Source organism: Bacillus sp. FSL R9-9492, assembly GCF_038007365.1.
In the GTDB taxonomy this organism is placed as follows: domain Bacteria; phylum Bacillota; class Bacilli; order Bacillales; family Bacillaceae_G; genus Bacillus_A; species Bacillus_A mycoides.
On record NZ_JBBOXC010000001.1, the window covers coordinates 1,895,575 to 1,911,004 of the forward strand.

Below are 15,430 nucleotides of genomic sequence, written 5' to 3' on the forward strand. Positions count from 1 at the left end.
TTTAGGATGAATATCTACTGTCGTTTGATAGGCAGTACATAATAGTTAAAAGCTAAATCCAGCAGAGCACTTGCTTCTTGACGCAGTAACAGGTCTTTCGGACGAAACATAAAGGATCCGTCAGCATTAATGGAAGTATCAGGGTCTAGAATTCCTTGGGAGGCAAGTGCCTGAATCGATTGGACTGCCCAGTCATCTGCGGCATCCAGTAATTTAACTTTAATAGCTTTGTCAGGTTGAATCGTTTTCAAGTCTTGAATTTGCTTTACGTTTTGAATCATGGTTGCTGCGACCTGTCGGGTAATCGGAGTAGCACGGTTATACTCTGGAATTCCATTCATAATTTTTTCCCTTGCCTCTTTTGAGTCGTCTGGAAAACCGTTCCATCCATGAGCAAGTAACAACGTATCCGCAAACTCTCCTTGTGTCATGGTTTCCATCGGATTGAATAGATTACCTGTTTTAGCACCCATAATATTTAGGGCATGAAGATTATCAATGTGACTTCTATAGTTACTCTTTTGTGGAACGTCATCAAAAGGTGGTTTGTTGTTAATTCTCTGGGCATCTGCTACAAAATCAAGGCTTTTAGGAGAATCGTAGTGAAAATATGTGATTTCTCCAGCTGAATTCTTTTTGAAAGCAACTTTGTTGCCTTCCGAATCTTCAAATAACAACGGATGAATCATTTTGAGAACTTGTTTTCCAGTTATTCCACCCTCCATGACTAAATTCCCATTTTCATAAGTAAAATGAGTGCGAATTGCAGCGAAACGCGTATTTTGGAATAAGCCCAAGTATTTATGAGCTTCTTTTTCCTCTAACGGGAGATAACTTGTTTTTACTTCATTCTTCTTAGCAGGGAAATAGTGATCCATGAGAGCTTCATATACGTCTATACTCATCAAGGAATCATTATTGTAAGACATGAAGAATGCTGTTTTTTGTTCAGGCACTAAAATCATCAGTGATTGATGTCCGGGCATACTTCCCCCTTTCATTACAACGTGTTGACCGTTAGCAAATTTATTAAAAGGCGTTTCAAATCCAATTGTCGCAACAGGGTTGGTCTTATCATCAAAAACTTGATAGGCATGCATCATATCTATGCTTTTTTTACTTACAATTTCTTTGTCTTTAAACTTTCCTTTCTGTAGTTGCATAATCATGTATTTTGACATGTCTTCTGCAGTAGATAAAATGCCTCCTTGTGGTGTATCCCTTAAACCGCTCCCACTTGTTGGGATCGGTTCGCCAGTGGGACCATAATGTGTAGCCATTCTTTCTAGAAGTTCAGGCGTAAAGCTCATACTTGTAGATTTCATATCTAATGGTTTGAAAATATTCTTTTCCATATATTTGGAGAAAGGGCTGTTAGTAACATTCTCTACTGCAAACCCTGCGAGCGCAAATGAGACGTTGTCATACGTATAAACTTCACCTGGTGGTCGTACCACAGTTGGCATATGTTTAGAGAAAAATTCATTCATTGGTATACTATTATTAATATATTCAGGTCCAGTTATATTTGTGAGGTCGGGAAAATCTACCCCACTAGTATAAGTGAGCATATCAAACAAGGTAAGAGGTTTCCCTGTTTGATTAGGTATTTGTAATCCACCAAGATATTTTTGTACGTCTTGATCTAGTTTAAGCTTTCCTTTATCGACTTGCTGCATCACAGCCAAAGCAGTAAAAGTTTTCGAGACTGAAGCGATTTGAAAGACCGTATCCTTAGTGACGGGGATTTTCTTTTCTTTATCGGCATATCCATACCCTTTATTGACAACGACCTTTCCATCATGAACGACGACAAAACTAGAACCGTTCACATTGTGCTTCTTCATTTTTTCTTCAAATAACGGATCAGCAAAAGATTCTATTTCTTTTTTATTATTAGGCCCTTTCGTCATTTGGATATTAGTCGCGGATGCCGATGGTTTTGATTTTCCTGCTTCTAACGATTGTTGGGAACACGCAGAAATCATGGTTGAAGAAGAAAGAAGAATTGCAACGATCCCCAATTTGTTAATTGCTTGTTTCATTTTTGTACGCTCCTTATTTGGTTGGAATTTTTTTGTTAGCGCAACGAGTTAGCGGCTCGTTAGCGTATGAAAAGAGTGTAGCAAGCGGCGAGTCATAGTCGATAGTGAACTTTTGTCATATTTATAAAGAACAACAAAAATTGAGTGGGATACGGCTGTATTAATAGCTATGTCATTGAAACCATGACATTTTGACACTACCGTATGTGACAAAAAAAACTTAGAATCAAAGAGCAGTTTTTAAAGTATTAACAATAAATGAGGAGGGGAGATTTTCATTGTGCATGACAAAAATATAAAGAGGCGTGAAAGGGGAAACAGGTATGACCTATTTATGAAAAACAAACCAGTAACAAGAGTATTTTAAGGAAAAGAAGTAGTTTCTAGGGTTAACATACAAGTGGAAAAAGAGAAATTTACCGTTTGTTAGGACACAATAGCATTTGTGAAAATAATACTGAGTAAGATAATTGCAAATCCACTCTTGTCCATTTGTCTTTGGTTAAGATGAAAGCTGTGTGACTAGTATAAAACAGCAAATAACTACCGATAAAATATGAATAGAGGAGAGGAATATCTTTATGAAAAAGCATTGCCAGATTACATCTACAGGTTTAGTCCTTTTAATGACTGGAAGTTCTCTGTTATATACAACACCAACCTCAATTGTAAAAGCAGAGCCCACTCAAAATGTATCTAGTTCGTTACAAACAAGTACCCAACGAGATCGTACTTCTGTAAAGCAAGCAATACGGGATACACTACAACTTGGATACCCTGGAATACTTGCTAAAATTTATAAGGGTGGAAAAACGTGGAGTTATACCGCTGGCATAGCGGATCTGAGAACCAAGAAGCCGATGAAAACAGATTTTCGCTTTCGCATTGGCAGTACGACGAAGACATTCATTGCAACAGTGCTACTTCAATTAGCTGGAGAGAACAGCTTGAATCTAGACGACTCCATTGAAAAATGGTTGCCTGGTGTCATTCAAGGAAACGGATATGATAGTAACCAGATTACTATCCGGCAGATATTGAATCATACAAGTGGTATCGCTGACTACATAAAGTCAACAGACTTTGATATTAAAGATACAAAAAAATCGTATACAGCTGAAGAATTCGTAAAGATGGGGATTTCTCTTCCCCCAGACTTTGCTCCAGGAAAGGGCTGGTCTTATTCAAACACAGGATACGTATTACTGGGTATCCTTATTGAAAAAGTAACTGGAAACAGCTATGCGGAAGAGGTTGAAAATCGAATTATTGAACCGCTTGAATTGTCGAATACATTCCTACCTGGCAATTCAACGGTTATTCCAGGCACCAAGCATGCCCGTGGATATGAAAGATATGATGGAGAAAGTGAGCTAAAAGACGTTACTTATTCTAACCCAGGTAGCTCGGATGGAGATATGATTTCTACTGCTGACGATTTAAACAAATTTTTCTCTTACTTACTCAGTGGCAAATTACTGAAGGAACAGCAACTAAAACAAATGCTTACTACAGTTCCTACAGGAACAGAAGAAATCGATGGATATGGTCTTGGAATCTATGAAACTAAACTTCAAAACGGTGTCTCGATATGGGGACACGCAGGCGGTGTTCCAGGGTTTTCTACTTTTTCTGGAGGCACACTTGGAGGCAAGCATACATTGGCCATCAATTTGAATGGCCATAAAACTAGTCGTTCTGATCCTTTTAAAAACATTTTACTTTCTGAATTTAACAAGTAGGCAAAAAGGAACGTCAAGTAAATTTTGTTATAGTTTTTATAGTTAAAAATATACCTTTCTGGTTTAAAAAACCAACTTCCTTTTAAAATTTTTAATTAAGGTGGTAAATGCTATTAAGCTAATAAAACAAAATTCTCCGTAATATAAAAAAACGTTATTCTTTCTCTAGAATCATAGAAAAGGATAGCGTTTTTTTACATTTGGGGGTAAAGCAAGTGCTTAATTTGATGGATATGTGGCGGTACCCTATCGCTATCAAGTTAATAAAAAGGAATGCCCCCTAAAATGAAAAATACGCTGTTCTTTCTGTAGAATCATAGGAAAGGATGGTGTTTTTTATGTCTGTTTCTATGTCTGACGAATTACAACTATTTGCTCAAGAGATTCAAAGTTTTTTATCTTTAAATACCTTACGGGATCTTGCTAGAGATGTTGGTTTTGTAAAACGAATCAGTAAGTATCAGGCAAAAGATTCTATTTCTTTTTTATTATTAGGACCTTTCGTCATTTGGATATTATTCGTGGATGCTGATGGTATTGATTTTCCTGCTTCTAACGATTGTTGGGAACATGCAGAAATCATGGTTGAAGAAGAAAGAAGAATTGCAACGATCTCCAGTTTGTTAATTGCTTGTTTCATTTTTGTACGCTCCTTTATTCGGTTGGAAATTTTTGTCATATTTATAAAAGATAACAAAAATTGAGTGGGCTAAGGCTTTATTGATAGTTATGTCATACAAACAATGACACTTTGACACTACCGTATGTGACAGAAAAATACTTAGAATCAAAAAGTAGCTTTTAACGCATTAACAATGAATGAGGAGGAGAGATTTTAATGACGAAAGCATCAGCTCAAAAAACTTTGCAAGATTTTTATTTCTTGTTATTTACCTTTGTATCCGGATTCTTTTACTTTTGTTTCTATCTGGTCAGCATTACATTTGCATTAGTAATGACGATTATCTTTTTGGGTATTCCCTTGTTGGTTTGGGTGCTACAAACAACTCACACGTTTGTTCAGTATGAACGTATTCAAACAAAGGTTTATACAGATGTATCGATAGAATTATTCGAACCAAGAAAAAAAGAGGAGGGAGATAAATGGATTAAAGCGAGAGATACAATCCTTAATAATAGCAACTGGAGAGCTATTTTTTGGCTCATGCAGAAATTTTTTATCGGAATAATAAGTCTTATATGTGCTGTTTTACTGTATGTAATGCCGCTAGTATGTATCGTTACACCCTTACTTTTTCGATATTTTAATATATACTTATTGGGCATTGCTGTGAATTCATGGGAGACAGCAATTTTTGTCATGATTGTTGGTTTCATTCTCATCTGGATACATAATCTTATTGGAAACGGCTTAGTTCGAATTATTGGAATGTACACGCGTTCCATGTTTAAAGCTATAAAGGAGTGATAATTTGTTTAATACTTTGAAAATATGGTTTTGGTATGATTGGGCCTTACTTTGTATACGTTTTATTATTTGGCTATCATTGATATCGATGACTATCCAACAACAAGATTATTTGACAGTACCACTTTGGATCATTATTCTTTGGGAAATAGTTTCATTTTCAGTACCTTGGATTTGTTTAATGTTTAGTTATCGCTATTATTTGTTTACTGAAATAATATTATTTGGCGGAATGTGTTTCTATTTAACTTTATTATTTCCGTCAGCATATCTTGCTTTTTTAATGCCAACTTTTATGATTGCGGCAAATAGTGCTCATAAATCTTACCGTTGGTCGGGTCCTATCACAATTATTTTATTCCCATTGCTCATTGCGATATTTTCCAAAGTAACAGATTTATGGGGAATCATCCTACAAATCAGTTTAGCTTTTGCTATGGGGTCTTTCTTTCGTTTACTGGCTACTAATTACCGTCAAAGTGAAACTATTCGGAACCAGAAACATGTATTGGAACAATACGTATCCCAAGTTGAGCGGATTACATTACTCGAGGAACGTGATAGGCTCTCAAAAGACTTACACGATACGATGGGGCATTCCTATACCTCAATTATTATGGGGATGGAAACATTACGTATGGAATTAAAGTCTAAAGAAGGAGAGCAACAGCTCGATTCATTATTACAATTGGCCCGTAACAGTATGGAGGAAGTAAGACTGTATTTACATCAATTGGATTTATCACAAGAATCGATTCCCTTAGCTGTCACATTACAACAATTGACAGAGGAATTTAAGAAACATGCAAAAGTAAATGTACGTACTCGAATAATAGGAGAAGAGTATATGGCCTCCAAACAATCAAAAATGACACTATATAGGAGCTTGCAGGAATCACTAACAAATGCTGTTCGCCATGGGCATTCCACAGAAATCATTGTGTCACTTCACTTTGAACCACAACAGATAAGATTGGATGTACAGGATAATGGCTGTGGGGTAGAAGAGTGGAAGGATGGCTTTGGATTAACTGCAATGAAAGAGCGTGTGAGTCAGTCACAAGGAAGAGTCATTGTTTATTCCAAAAAGGGGGAAGGGACGTTAATTTCATGTGTTTTACCGAAACAAGTACAACTGTCTAATGAACAAATCCGCCTGTGTATTGTCGATGATCATTCTTTTATCCGAGAAAGTCTTCATACAATTTTGGATGGACAGGAGGATTTACAAGTAGTGGGAATGGCTGAAGATGGAGAACGGGCTTTGGAATTGTGTGAGAGACTAAAACCAGATGTAGTATTAATGGATTTAGAGATGCCAAATCTGGATGGGATTCATGCGACTAAAATGATTAAGGAAAAATGGCCGGGCATTCGTGTACTCATTCTGTCAACCTTTCAGAATACAGAAAGGGCAAAAGAAATCATACGAAATGGTGCGGATGGATATTTATTGAAATCCATAGATTCGCGTGAACTAGCTGAATCAATTCGTCTAGTCTATCGAGGAGGCACGATGATTAATCATGACTTGTTCCATAGAATGTGGGAAGAAAATGAAGAAATAGGATCATTTGAATCAAAATCAGATGGAAAAGAGTATGGATTAACGAAACGAGAATTAGAGATTTTGGAACTATTATCACAAGGAAGCCGTTATAAAACAATAGCTTCGAAACTTTACTTGTCAAACGGAACGGTAAGAAATTACGCCTCCAATCTCTATGAGAAGCTAGGAGTTAAAAATCGAGAAGAAGCCGTACAAAAGGCAAAAGATATAGGATTACTTTCTTGACACTCTCACTGGAACTAGTTAGCTGAAGTCAATGGGGAACTTACAGATAATACAGGGCATCACTACCCAATACTACATTTGAAACTACAATGAAAAATAAAGAGTTGGAAACCCCCTGCTTTTTTGTGAATATAGTCTAATATAATTTAGTTGTTTAAAATGGGTATTCGGATTTTTATATCGAAAAAGTAAAACACTATGGACGATGACTATAAAAGTTGTAGACTATAACCGAAATTGGAACAAGGTATAAGGGAGATGAATATTTTATTAAAACCTATCTTCACAGAGGACTGGTAAATAGTTTTCATATTCGCTAGCACATCGTTCCTAATTCTGAAAGTAAAATAGATGTTATTGACCCCATTTCGAAAATATCTATTACGTTGCCATGAGTGGTTTTGGAATTGAAAGAGTTACTTCCGTAAAGTCGAGGATAATAGCACTCACTAAATTCAAGTTCTCTATAAAGAGAAGAATTTAGAAACTAAAGAAATTAGTGTGAGGGTGCTTTATTGTAGTCAAATTAAAATATGTCGTTTTGAGTTGAAGTAATATAATTCTAAAATTGAAATTATATTGGAATGATGCAAAAGATAATCTAAAACTGAAGTATACAAGTAGGTCTGCGCAACCAGCCTGAAGATGGTCATCCTATTGCTGGATTTCATAATCCGATACGGAGTTCAATTGGAATGAATATGAGAAAGATAACAGGTTAATATATTTCTAATCATTTAAAGGGAAGGGTATGTGATTGAGGTGAATAATACATATAATGAAAAGACGCATACATCGATTAAACAATTATTAAAAAAGTTTTCATCAAAAGCTCCTGGCTTTGCATATATTGCTAGTTTCGATAGCGGAATAACTTATAAAGGTGCAGTTGGCTTAGCTTCTATAGAGGGAAATCTACCGATAAATACTAAAATCATTTTTAATATTGCTTCAGTTTCTAAACAATTTACAGCATTTTCTATATTGCTCTTAGAACAAGAGGGGAAATTAAGTTTAGATGATTCAATTGTAAAGTTTGTTCCGTCTATAGGAGCATATGCTGAACCTATAACATTGAGACACCTAATTCATCACACTGGCGGACTAGTTGATTATATGGAATTGGCTGAAGCAGCAAATATTAAATATACTGATACATTAACTGTGGAAGAATCGCTAGAACACCTTAAAAATCATCAAATTGCAAGGTTCCCAGTTGGAACAAAATTTGAGTATAGCAATACAGGATATTTTTTATTATCACAAGTGATAGAGAAAGTAAGTGGCAAGTCTCTACGTCAGTTTAAAAAGGAGCGTATTTTTGACCCTTTAAATATGAGGGCCACAACAATTGTGGATTACTACCCAACTACTATATCAATTGCTAGCGGATATTCGAAGAATGAACAAGGAACATATAAAATCTATGAAAGTCCTTGGGAACATACAGGGGATGGGGCAGTTCATACAACAGTTGAAGACCTGGTAAAATGGGGAGAGAATTTAACAACAGGTATCGTTGGTGGAAAAGGCCTTGTTAAAAGAATGAGCGAAATAGGTCCGAAAATTTCTCCAACTGGAGAAATGATTATTGACAATGAAGATTATGCTTTTGGGTTGAGAGTTGCAGAAAGTTTTAACTGTCGATACCTGGAACATTCAGGAGGTTGGGCAGGTTATCGTTCGCACTTCATGCGGTTTCCAGAAAAATATTTGTCTGTTGCGGTACTAAGTAACTATGATGAATTTGACTCTAAAAAATATGCTAATGAAATAGCAGCAATTGTTTTAGAAAAGTAAAAAAATAGAGCGTAGAATACAGTATTTGGATTTGGTTTATATTGTTTAAAAGAATTTAACCTACAATTTCTCAAAATCCAATCAAAAAAACGGAAATAACCTTAGAATTAGATTAGTGTTTTTAATATTCATAATAATCACCACTATCGTTGCGGTAATATTACAAATCGAGTATCCCTGCATTCTCATTTTTATTTAATAAGAATGCAGGGATATAATAAATACAAAATTTGCGTTTTGGGGGGAATAGCTTTTCTTAGCTTGATGTGGTATCGCCACATGCCTATCAAGCTAAGGTTAGGTCTTTCATGAACTTCCTTCGGTGTTGCCTACATGCTTGATAACTTGTTTATCTTTTTTTAAAAATAATACCTATCTAATTTTATTTGGCATGCTCATTTTTAAGGAGAAAAAGTGTTTTAAGGGTTTTTTAGTTTATTTAAACGAAAGTTCACTTTGTTTCCATTCTTAAGTTGATGGGAATGGGATCACCATCAAAATGCGAATTTCGCACGCTAAGGAATTTCTATGTTAAAAAACTTGATTTTACCGTACAGTAAGGAAGTTCCATAAATGATATCTAATGTTTGTTATTGAACGGCTTTGTTATCGTTACTACAGAAAAAGCAAAAAAGAATGAATTAAATATAAATTGATTTACATGCTTCAAGATCATCTGTATCGAGTGTATGAAGCTAAAAAATAAAGTTTCATTGTAAATACTAGATGGGGTAGAAGTTTAGGTTGATAAATAAGGGAGTCGAAATTTCTTGCATAAAGCTGTATAATGCTTGTAACGAAAGGGAAATACAGGAAAGGGTTTGTAATAAGTTACTATGGAAAAAGATAAACAACAGTTAAGCGTTGAAGTTGCAAGATTATATTATCAATCAGATTATAGTCAGCAAGAAATTGCTAACAAATTAAATATTTCAAGACCGACAATCTCTAGATTATTAAAGTACGCGAAAGAAAAAGGATTTGTTCAAATTAGTATAGCGGATCCATTTGCTGATTTAGATAACGTCGGGAACTTACTTAAAGAAAAGTACAACTTGTTAGAGGCGCATGTTGTATTTTCTCCAGTGCCAGAATATGCAACGATTACTGAGTATATTAGTAAATATGCAGCTGAGTATATGGAAAAGACAGTGAAAACTGGTGATATCGTTGGTGTAAGCTGGGGAATGACGATGTATGAAATCGCTAGAAAAATCGTACCGCAACATGTGAAAGGTGTAGAGGTTGTCCAGTTAAAAGGTGGCATTAGTCACTCAAGTGTAAATACATATGCGAATGAAACGATCTCGTTATTTGCAGATGCTTTTCAAACGACGCCAAGAAATCTACCTCTTCCAGTTATATTTGATAATGCGGTGACAAAAGAATTAGTGGAGCAGGATCGACATATTCATCACATTATTGAAATGGGAAAACAAGCGAATATTGCAATTTTCACTGTTGGAACAGTGCGTGATGAAGCGTTATTATTCCGATTAGGATATTTAGATAAGGATGAAACGAACATTTTGAAAGAACAAGCTGTCGGTGACATTTGTTCACGTTTCTTTGATGGAGACGGAAATATTAGTAGCGAAGAAATTAATAAGCGTACAATTGGAATTGAGTTAGAGGAACTTAAATTAAAGAAACGTTCTATTTTAGTTGCAGGTGGTAATAGAAAAATAAAAGCAATTGACGGTGCGTTACGTGGCGGGTATGCAAATGTACTAATTATAGATCAGCATACAGCAAAAGAATTGTTACATTATCAAAAAGATTAGAAATAAAAGGCTTTCTCAAAATATTAATTTTGAGAAAGCCTTTTATTTTTAGTATGAATAAATCAATGTGTAGTACCTTGTAAAGTATTTGTAAGGAACGCTCTTTGATTGATCTTCTTTTTCAAAAATTAGTGAGTTAGCCATAATATCTCTATCTACAAAACTCCATCCATCTTGCTCCATCATATCGATAAAAGGTTCCATTTTTCCGCGCTTTACTAAGTAGGGGCATTGATTATCTATCGGTTCTACTTCCACCATTTCTTTATCTTGAATAACCATCTTAGACATAGCTAAAGCAAATGGAACTGGGTTTCCTTCTTGGAAAATAACATCCCTTTTATAAAAAATAAATATGGATAGTGAGGTGCATACTAGCAATGTGAATATAAAGAATTTTGACTTAAACAAGTGGTTCACATCCTTTATTTACAAGCTTATACTACTTTCAATGTATTACTAGAAATTCCCTTCTAAAAAAGAATGAACAAAATTTCAAAAGTGTATTTACATTTGTTCAACTAAGGGTTAGAATGAAGTTGTTAAAAGATATGAGGAGTGAAGATAATGAACATTGCAAAGTTAATTGATCATACAATTTTAAAACCAAATTCTACAAAAGAAGATGTTATGAAAGTAATCGAAGAGGCAAAGCAATACAAATTTGCTTCAGTTTGTATTAATCCTACATGGGTAAAGCTAGCTGCTGAAGAATTAGCTGGACATGATGTAGACGTTTGTACTGTAATCGGTTTCCCATTAGGAGCAAGCACTACTGAAACAAAAGCATTCGAAACAAAAGATGCTATCGCAAAAGGTGCAACTGAAGTTGATATGGTAATCAACGTAGGTGCTTTAAAAGATGGCGACAATGAGTTCGTTGAAAAAGACATTTATGAAGTAGTACAAGCAGCAAAAGGAAAAGCTCTTGTAAAAGTAATCATTGAAACTTGCCTTCTAACAGATGAAGAAAAAGTTCGTGCTTGTGAATTATCAGTAAAAGCTGGCGCTGATTTCGTAAAAACTTCAACTGGATTCTCAACTGGCGGAGCAACTGCAGAAGATATCGCATTAATGCGTAAAACAGTTGGACCAAACGTTGGCGTGAAAGCATCTGGCGGCGTTCGTACACGTGAAGATGCAGACAAAATGGTAGAGGCTGGAGCTTCTCGCGTTGGAGCAAGTGCTAGTGTTGCAATCGTATTAAATGATGCAAAAGGTGCTACAGATAACTACTAATTAATAAAGTGTGAAAAGCAATAGATACACGTTTAAAGTAAAGTGTATCTATTGCTTTAACAATTGAAAAAAATGTAAGCGGATACGAATGGGAGGAGACGGCTTATGAAATACTTAATCGGTGTTTTAGGCCTCGTATTGATTTTAGGTATCGCTTGGCTTGCTAGTAATGATAGAAAGAAAGTCAAATATCGCCCAATCATAACGATGGTTATATTACAATTCATTTTGGGGTTTTTATTATTAAATACAAGCGTAGGGAATATATTAATTAGCGGAATAGCAGATGGTTTTGGAGAATTATTAAAATATGCCGCTGATGGTGTGAATTTCGTATTTGGTGGATTAGTAAATCAAAAAGAGTTTTCATTCTTTTTAAGTGTATTAATGCCAATCGTATTTATATCAGCTTTAATAGGTATTTTGCAACACATTAAAGTATTACCTATTATTGTGAAATCTATCGGTCTAGTATTAAGTAAAGTAAATGGGATGGGGAAACTCGAATCATATAACGCGGTAGCTTCTGCGATTTTAGGACAATCTGAAGTGTTTATTTCAGTTAAGAAACAACTAGGATTATTGCCAGAGAAAAGAATGTATACATTATGTGCATCTGCAATGTCTACAGTATCTATGTCTATCGTTGGATCATATATGGTGTTATTAAAACCGCAATATGTTGTAACCGCTTTAGTGCTTAACTTATTCGGTGGTTTCATCATTGCTTCTATCATTAACCCGTACGAAGTTACTGAAGAAGAGGATATGTTAGAAGTACAAGAAGAAGAGAAAAAGACATTCTTTGAAGTATTAGGGGAATACATTATAGATGGATTTAAAGTTGCGATTACAGTGGCAGCTATGTTAATTGGTTTCGTTGCTCTTATCGCATTCATTAATGCAGTATTTAAAGGTGTAATCGGTATCTCATTCCAAGAAATTCTTGGCTATGTATTTGCACCATTTGCATTTATTATGGGTGTACCTTGGCATGAAGCAGTTAATGCTGGAAATATTATGGCAACAAAATTAGTATCAAATGAATTTGTCGCTATGACAGATTTAGCAAAAGGAAACTTTAATTTCTCAGATAGAACGACAGCGATTATATCTGTATTCTTAGTTTCATTTGCAAACTTCTCTTCAATCGGGATTATTGCAGGGGCAGTTAAGAGCTTAAATGAAAAACAAGGGAATGTAGTCGCAAGATTCGGTTTGAAATTACTTTTCGGTGCAACATTAGTAAGTTTCTTATCAGCAACAATCGTTGGCTTATTATTTTAACAGATTCATATAATATAAAAAGGAATGGTGATTACAATGAGAATGGTAGATATTATTGCGAAAAAACGTGATGGAAAAGAATTAACGACTGAAGAAATTAATTTCTTTATTAACGGTTATACAGACGGAAGTATTCCTGACTATCAAGCGAGTGCACTTGCAATGGCAATTTTCTTTAAAGATATGACGGATCGTGAACGTGCAGATTTAACGATGGCAATGGTTGAGTCTGGAGAAACAATCGACTTATCAGCAATTGAAGGCATTAAAGTAGATAAGCATTCAACTGGCGGTGTTGGTGATACAACAACATTAGTATTAGGACCATTAGTCGCTGCTTTAGATGTACCAGTAGCAAAAATGTCTGGTCGTGGTTTAGGACATACGGGCGGGACAATTGATAAATTAGAAGCGGTAGAAGGATTCCACGTTGAAATTACGAAAGAACAGTTCATTGATATTGTAAACCGTGACAAAGTGGCTGTTATCGGACAAACAGGAAACTTAACACCTGCTGATAAAAAGATTTATGCATTACGTGATGTAACAGGAACAGTAAATTCAATTCCTCTAATTGCAAGTTCAATTATGAGTAAAAAAATTGCAGCTGGTGCTGATGCAATCGTACTTGATGTAAAAACAGGTGCTGGTGCATTTATGAAAACCGAAGAAGATGCAAAAGAATTAGCTCATGCAATGGTACGTATCGGAAATAATGTTGGACGTCAAACGATGGCAGTAATTTCAGATATGTCACAACCTCTTGGTTTTGCGATTGGTAACGCTCTAGAAGTGAAGGAAGCAATTGATACTTTAAAAGGCGAAGGTCCAGAAGATTTAACAGAATTAGTACTTGTATTAGGAAGCCAAATGGTCGTACTTGCGAAAAAAGCAAATACATTAGAAGAAGCTCGTGAAATGCTAATTGAAGTGATGAAAAATGGAAAAGCAACTGAGAAATTTAAAGAGTTCTTAAGCAACCAAGGCGGAGACAGCTCGATTGTAGACAATCCAGAAAAAATGCCACAAGCGAAGTATGTAATTGATGTACCTGCAAAAACTTCAGGTGTGATTTCAAACATTGTTGCAGATGAAATCGGTATCGCAGCTATGTTATTAGGTGCAGGTCGTGCGACAAAAGAAGATGAAATCGATTTAGCGGTAGGATTAATGTTATGTAAAAAAGTTGGCGATGCAGTAAAAGAAGGCGAGCCGTTCGTAACGATCTATGCAAATCGCGAAAATGTAGAAGATGTAAAAGCAAAAATCTATGAGAACATTTCTATCGCTGAAACAGCAGTGGCTCCTAAATTAGTTCATACAGTTATTACTGACTAATCAATATTACATTTACTTTGAGGAGGAAATAATATGGATAAGAAAAAATATATCGAAGAAGCAAATAAGATGTTGTCAAAAGCATATATTCCGTATTCTAAATTTCCTGTTGGTGCAGCATTAGTTACGAAAGAAGGTAAAATCTATACTGGTTGTAATATAGAAAACGCTTCTTACGGTTTATGTAACTGTGCAGAAAGAACAGCGATCTTTAAAGCAGTATCAGAAGGTGAGCGCGACTTTAGTTACTTAGTCATTACAGGAGAAACTGACGGACCTATTTCACCATGTGGTGCTTGTAGACAAGTGATTGCTGAGTTTTGTAATCCGAAAATGCCAGTTTTACTAACGAATGTAAAAGGTGATGAAAAAGAAGTGACTGTGGAACAGTTACTGCCAGGTGCTTTCTCAATTGAAGATTTAAAATAAGTTAAAAGGCCATTCCACAATGAATAGTTGTGGAATGGCCTTTTTATTTTCAAAAATAGAATGTAATATTCCGTTCATATTCCGTTCATAAACTTTGCGTAAAATGATTGCATCGAATATGGAAAGTTTACAGCAGGAGGAATATGATGAAGAAATTATATAATGCAGCATTCATTTACTTAATTATTGGTTTATTATCAGGTGTATTTGCTAGAGAGTATACGAAAGCGCAAGGAATTAAAGGATCCACTATGTTGCAATTAGTGCATACACACGTATTAGTGCTCGGCTTCGTATTCTTTTTGATCGCTTTAGCTCTATTTAAAGTATTTAATGTCCATGAAACAAAAAGTTTTCGTGCGTGGTTTGTTTTTTATAATGTAGGATTAATTTTTACTATTGCTACAATGGTATTTAGAGGTCTTCTACAAGTAAACGGAACTGACTTTAATGGTTTAAGCCATATGGCTGGATTAGGTCATGTCATTATAAGTGTTGGGCTCGTTTGGTTTATGATTTTGCTCAAAAAGTCATTTAAATAG

12 protein-coding genes and 1 pseudogene are annotated in these 15,430 nt (G+C 35.2%); 11 read left to right on the plus strand and 2 right to left on the minus strand.

The window, feature by feature from the left end:
* Nucleotides 1-14: 14 nt before the first annotated feature.
* Nucleotides 15-2,045 (minus strand): serine hydrolase, encoded by a 2,031-nt coding sequence (locus MKY70_RS09675; RefSeq protein ID WP_088032491.1) that lies wholly within the window; start codon nt 2,043-2,045, stop codon nt 15-17.
* A gap of 581 nt (nt 2,046-2,626) precedes the next feature.
* On the opposite strand from MKY70_RS09675, the gene MKY70_RS09680 reads away from it, so the two are divergent.
* The 6 genes and pseudogenes from MKY70_RS09680 (at nt 2,627) to MKY70_RS09705 (ending at nt 10,595) form a co-directional block, all read left to right on the plus strand.
* Entirely contained in the window at nt 2,627-3,787 is a 1,161-nt protein-coding gene (locus MKY70_RS09680; RefSeq protein WP_088032492.1) for a serine hydrolase domain-containing protein, read from the plus strand.
* 338 nt (nt 3,788-4,125) lie between these two features.
* Nucleotides 4,126-4,269, plus strand: a pseudogene (locus MKY70_RS09685) (IS4 family transposase); the annotation flags it as partial.
* Between the two features lie 356 nt (nt 4,270-4,625).
* The gene (locus tag MKY70_RS09690) at nt 4,626-5,216 is read left to right on the plus strand and encodes a sensor domain-containing protein (protein ID WP_088032494.1); all 591 of its coding nucleotides are present in this window, start codon (nt 4,626-4,628) and stop codon (nt 5,214-5,216) included.
* A 4-nt stretch (nt 5,217-5,220) separates the two neighbouring features.
* Nucleotides 5,221-7,011, plus strand: a complete 1,791-nt coding sequence (locus MKY70_RS09695) for a hybrid sensor histidine kinase/response regulator transcription factor (protein WP_341024047.1) — start codon at nt 5,221-5,223, stop codon at nt 7,009-7,011.
* Nucleotides 7,012-7,773: 762 nt separating this feature from the next.
* Nucleotides 7,774-8,811 (plus strand): serine hydrolase domain-containing protein, encoded by a 1,038-nt coding sequence (locus MKY70_RS09700; RefSeq protein WP_341026372.1) that lies wholly within the window; start codon nt 7,774-7,776, stop codon nt 8,809-8,811.
* Nucleotides 8,812-9,647: 836 nt separating this feature from the next.
* Nucleotides 9,648-10,595, plus strand: a complete 948-nt coding sequence (locus MKY70_RS09705; RefSeq protein ID WP_088032496.1) for a sugar-binding transcriptional regulator — start codon at nt 9,648-9,650, stop codon at nt 10,593-10,595.
* A gap of 48 nt (nt 10,596-10,643) precedes the next feature.
* On the opposite strand, the gene MKY70_RS09710 is transcribed toward MKY70_RS09705, so the two are convergent.
* A complete protein-coding gene (locus MKY70_RS09710; protein ID WP_044440505.1) occupies nt 10,644-11,006 on the minus strand; it encodes a hypothetical protein in 363 nt (120 codons plus the stop codon).
* A 156-nt stretch (nt 11,007-11,162) separates the two neighbouring features.
* On the opposite strand from MKY70_RS09710, the gene deoC reads away from it, so the two are divergent.
* From deoC to MKY70_RS09735, 5 genes are all read left to right on the plus strand, one after another.
* The gene (gene deoC, locus MKY70_RS09715) at nt 11,163-11,834 is read left to right on the plus strand and encodes a deoxyribose-phosphate aldolase (RefSeq protein ID WP_002012110.1); all 672 of its coding nucleotides are present in this window, start codon (nt 11,163-11,165) and stop codon (nt 11,832-11,834) included.
* Between the two features lie 105 nt (nt 11,835-11,939).
* A complete protein-coding gene (locus MKY70_RS09720) occupies nt 11,940-13,121 on the plus strand; it encodes a NupC/NupG family nucleoside CNT transporter (protein ID WP_000876193.1) in 1,182 nt (393 codons plus the stop codon).
* 36 nt (nt 13,122-13,157) lie between these two features.
* Complete coding sequence (locus tag MKY70_RS09725) at nt 13,158-14,459, plus strand: pyrimidine-nucleoside phosphorylase (RefSeq protein WP_088032498.1); 1,302 nt, start codon at nt 13,158-13,160, stop codon at nt 14,457-14,459.
* A gap of 33 nt (nt 14,460-14,492) precedes the next feature.
* Entirely contained in the window at nt 14,493-14,888 is a 396-nt protein-coding gene (locus MKY70_RS09730) for a cytidine deaminase (protein ID WP_002158324.1), read from the plus strand.
* 146 nt (nt 14,889-15,034) lie between these two features.
* A complete protein-coding gene (locus tag MKY70_RS09735) occupies nt 15,035-15,430 on the plus strand; it encodes a DUF2871 domain-containing protein (protein WP_088032500.1) in 396 nt (131 codons plus the stop codon).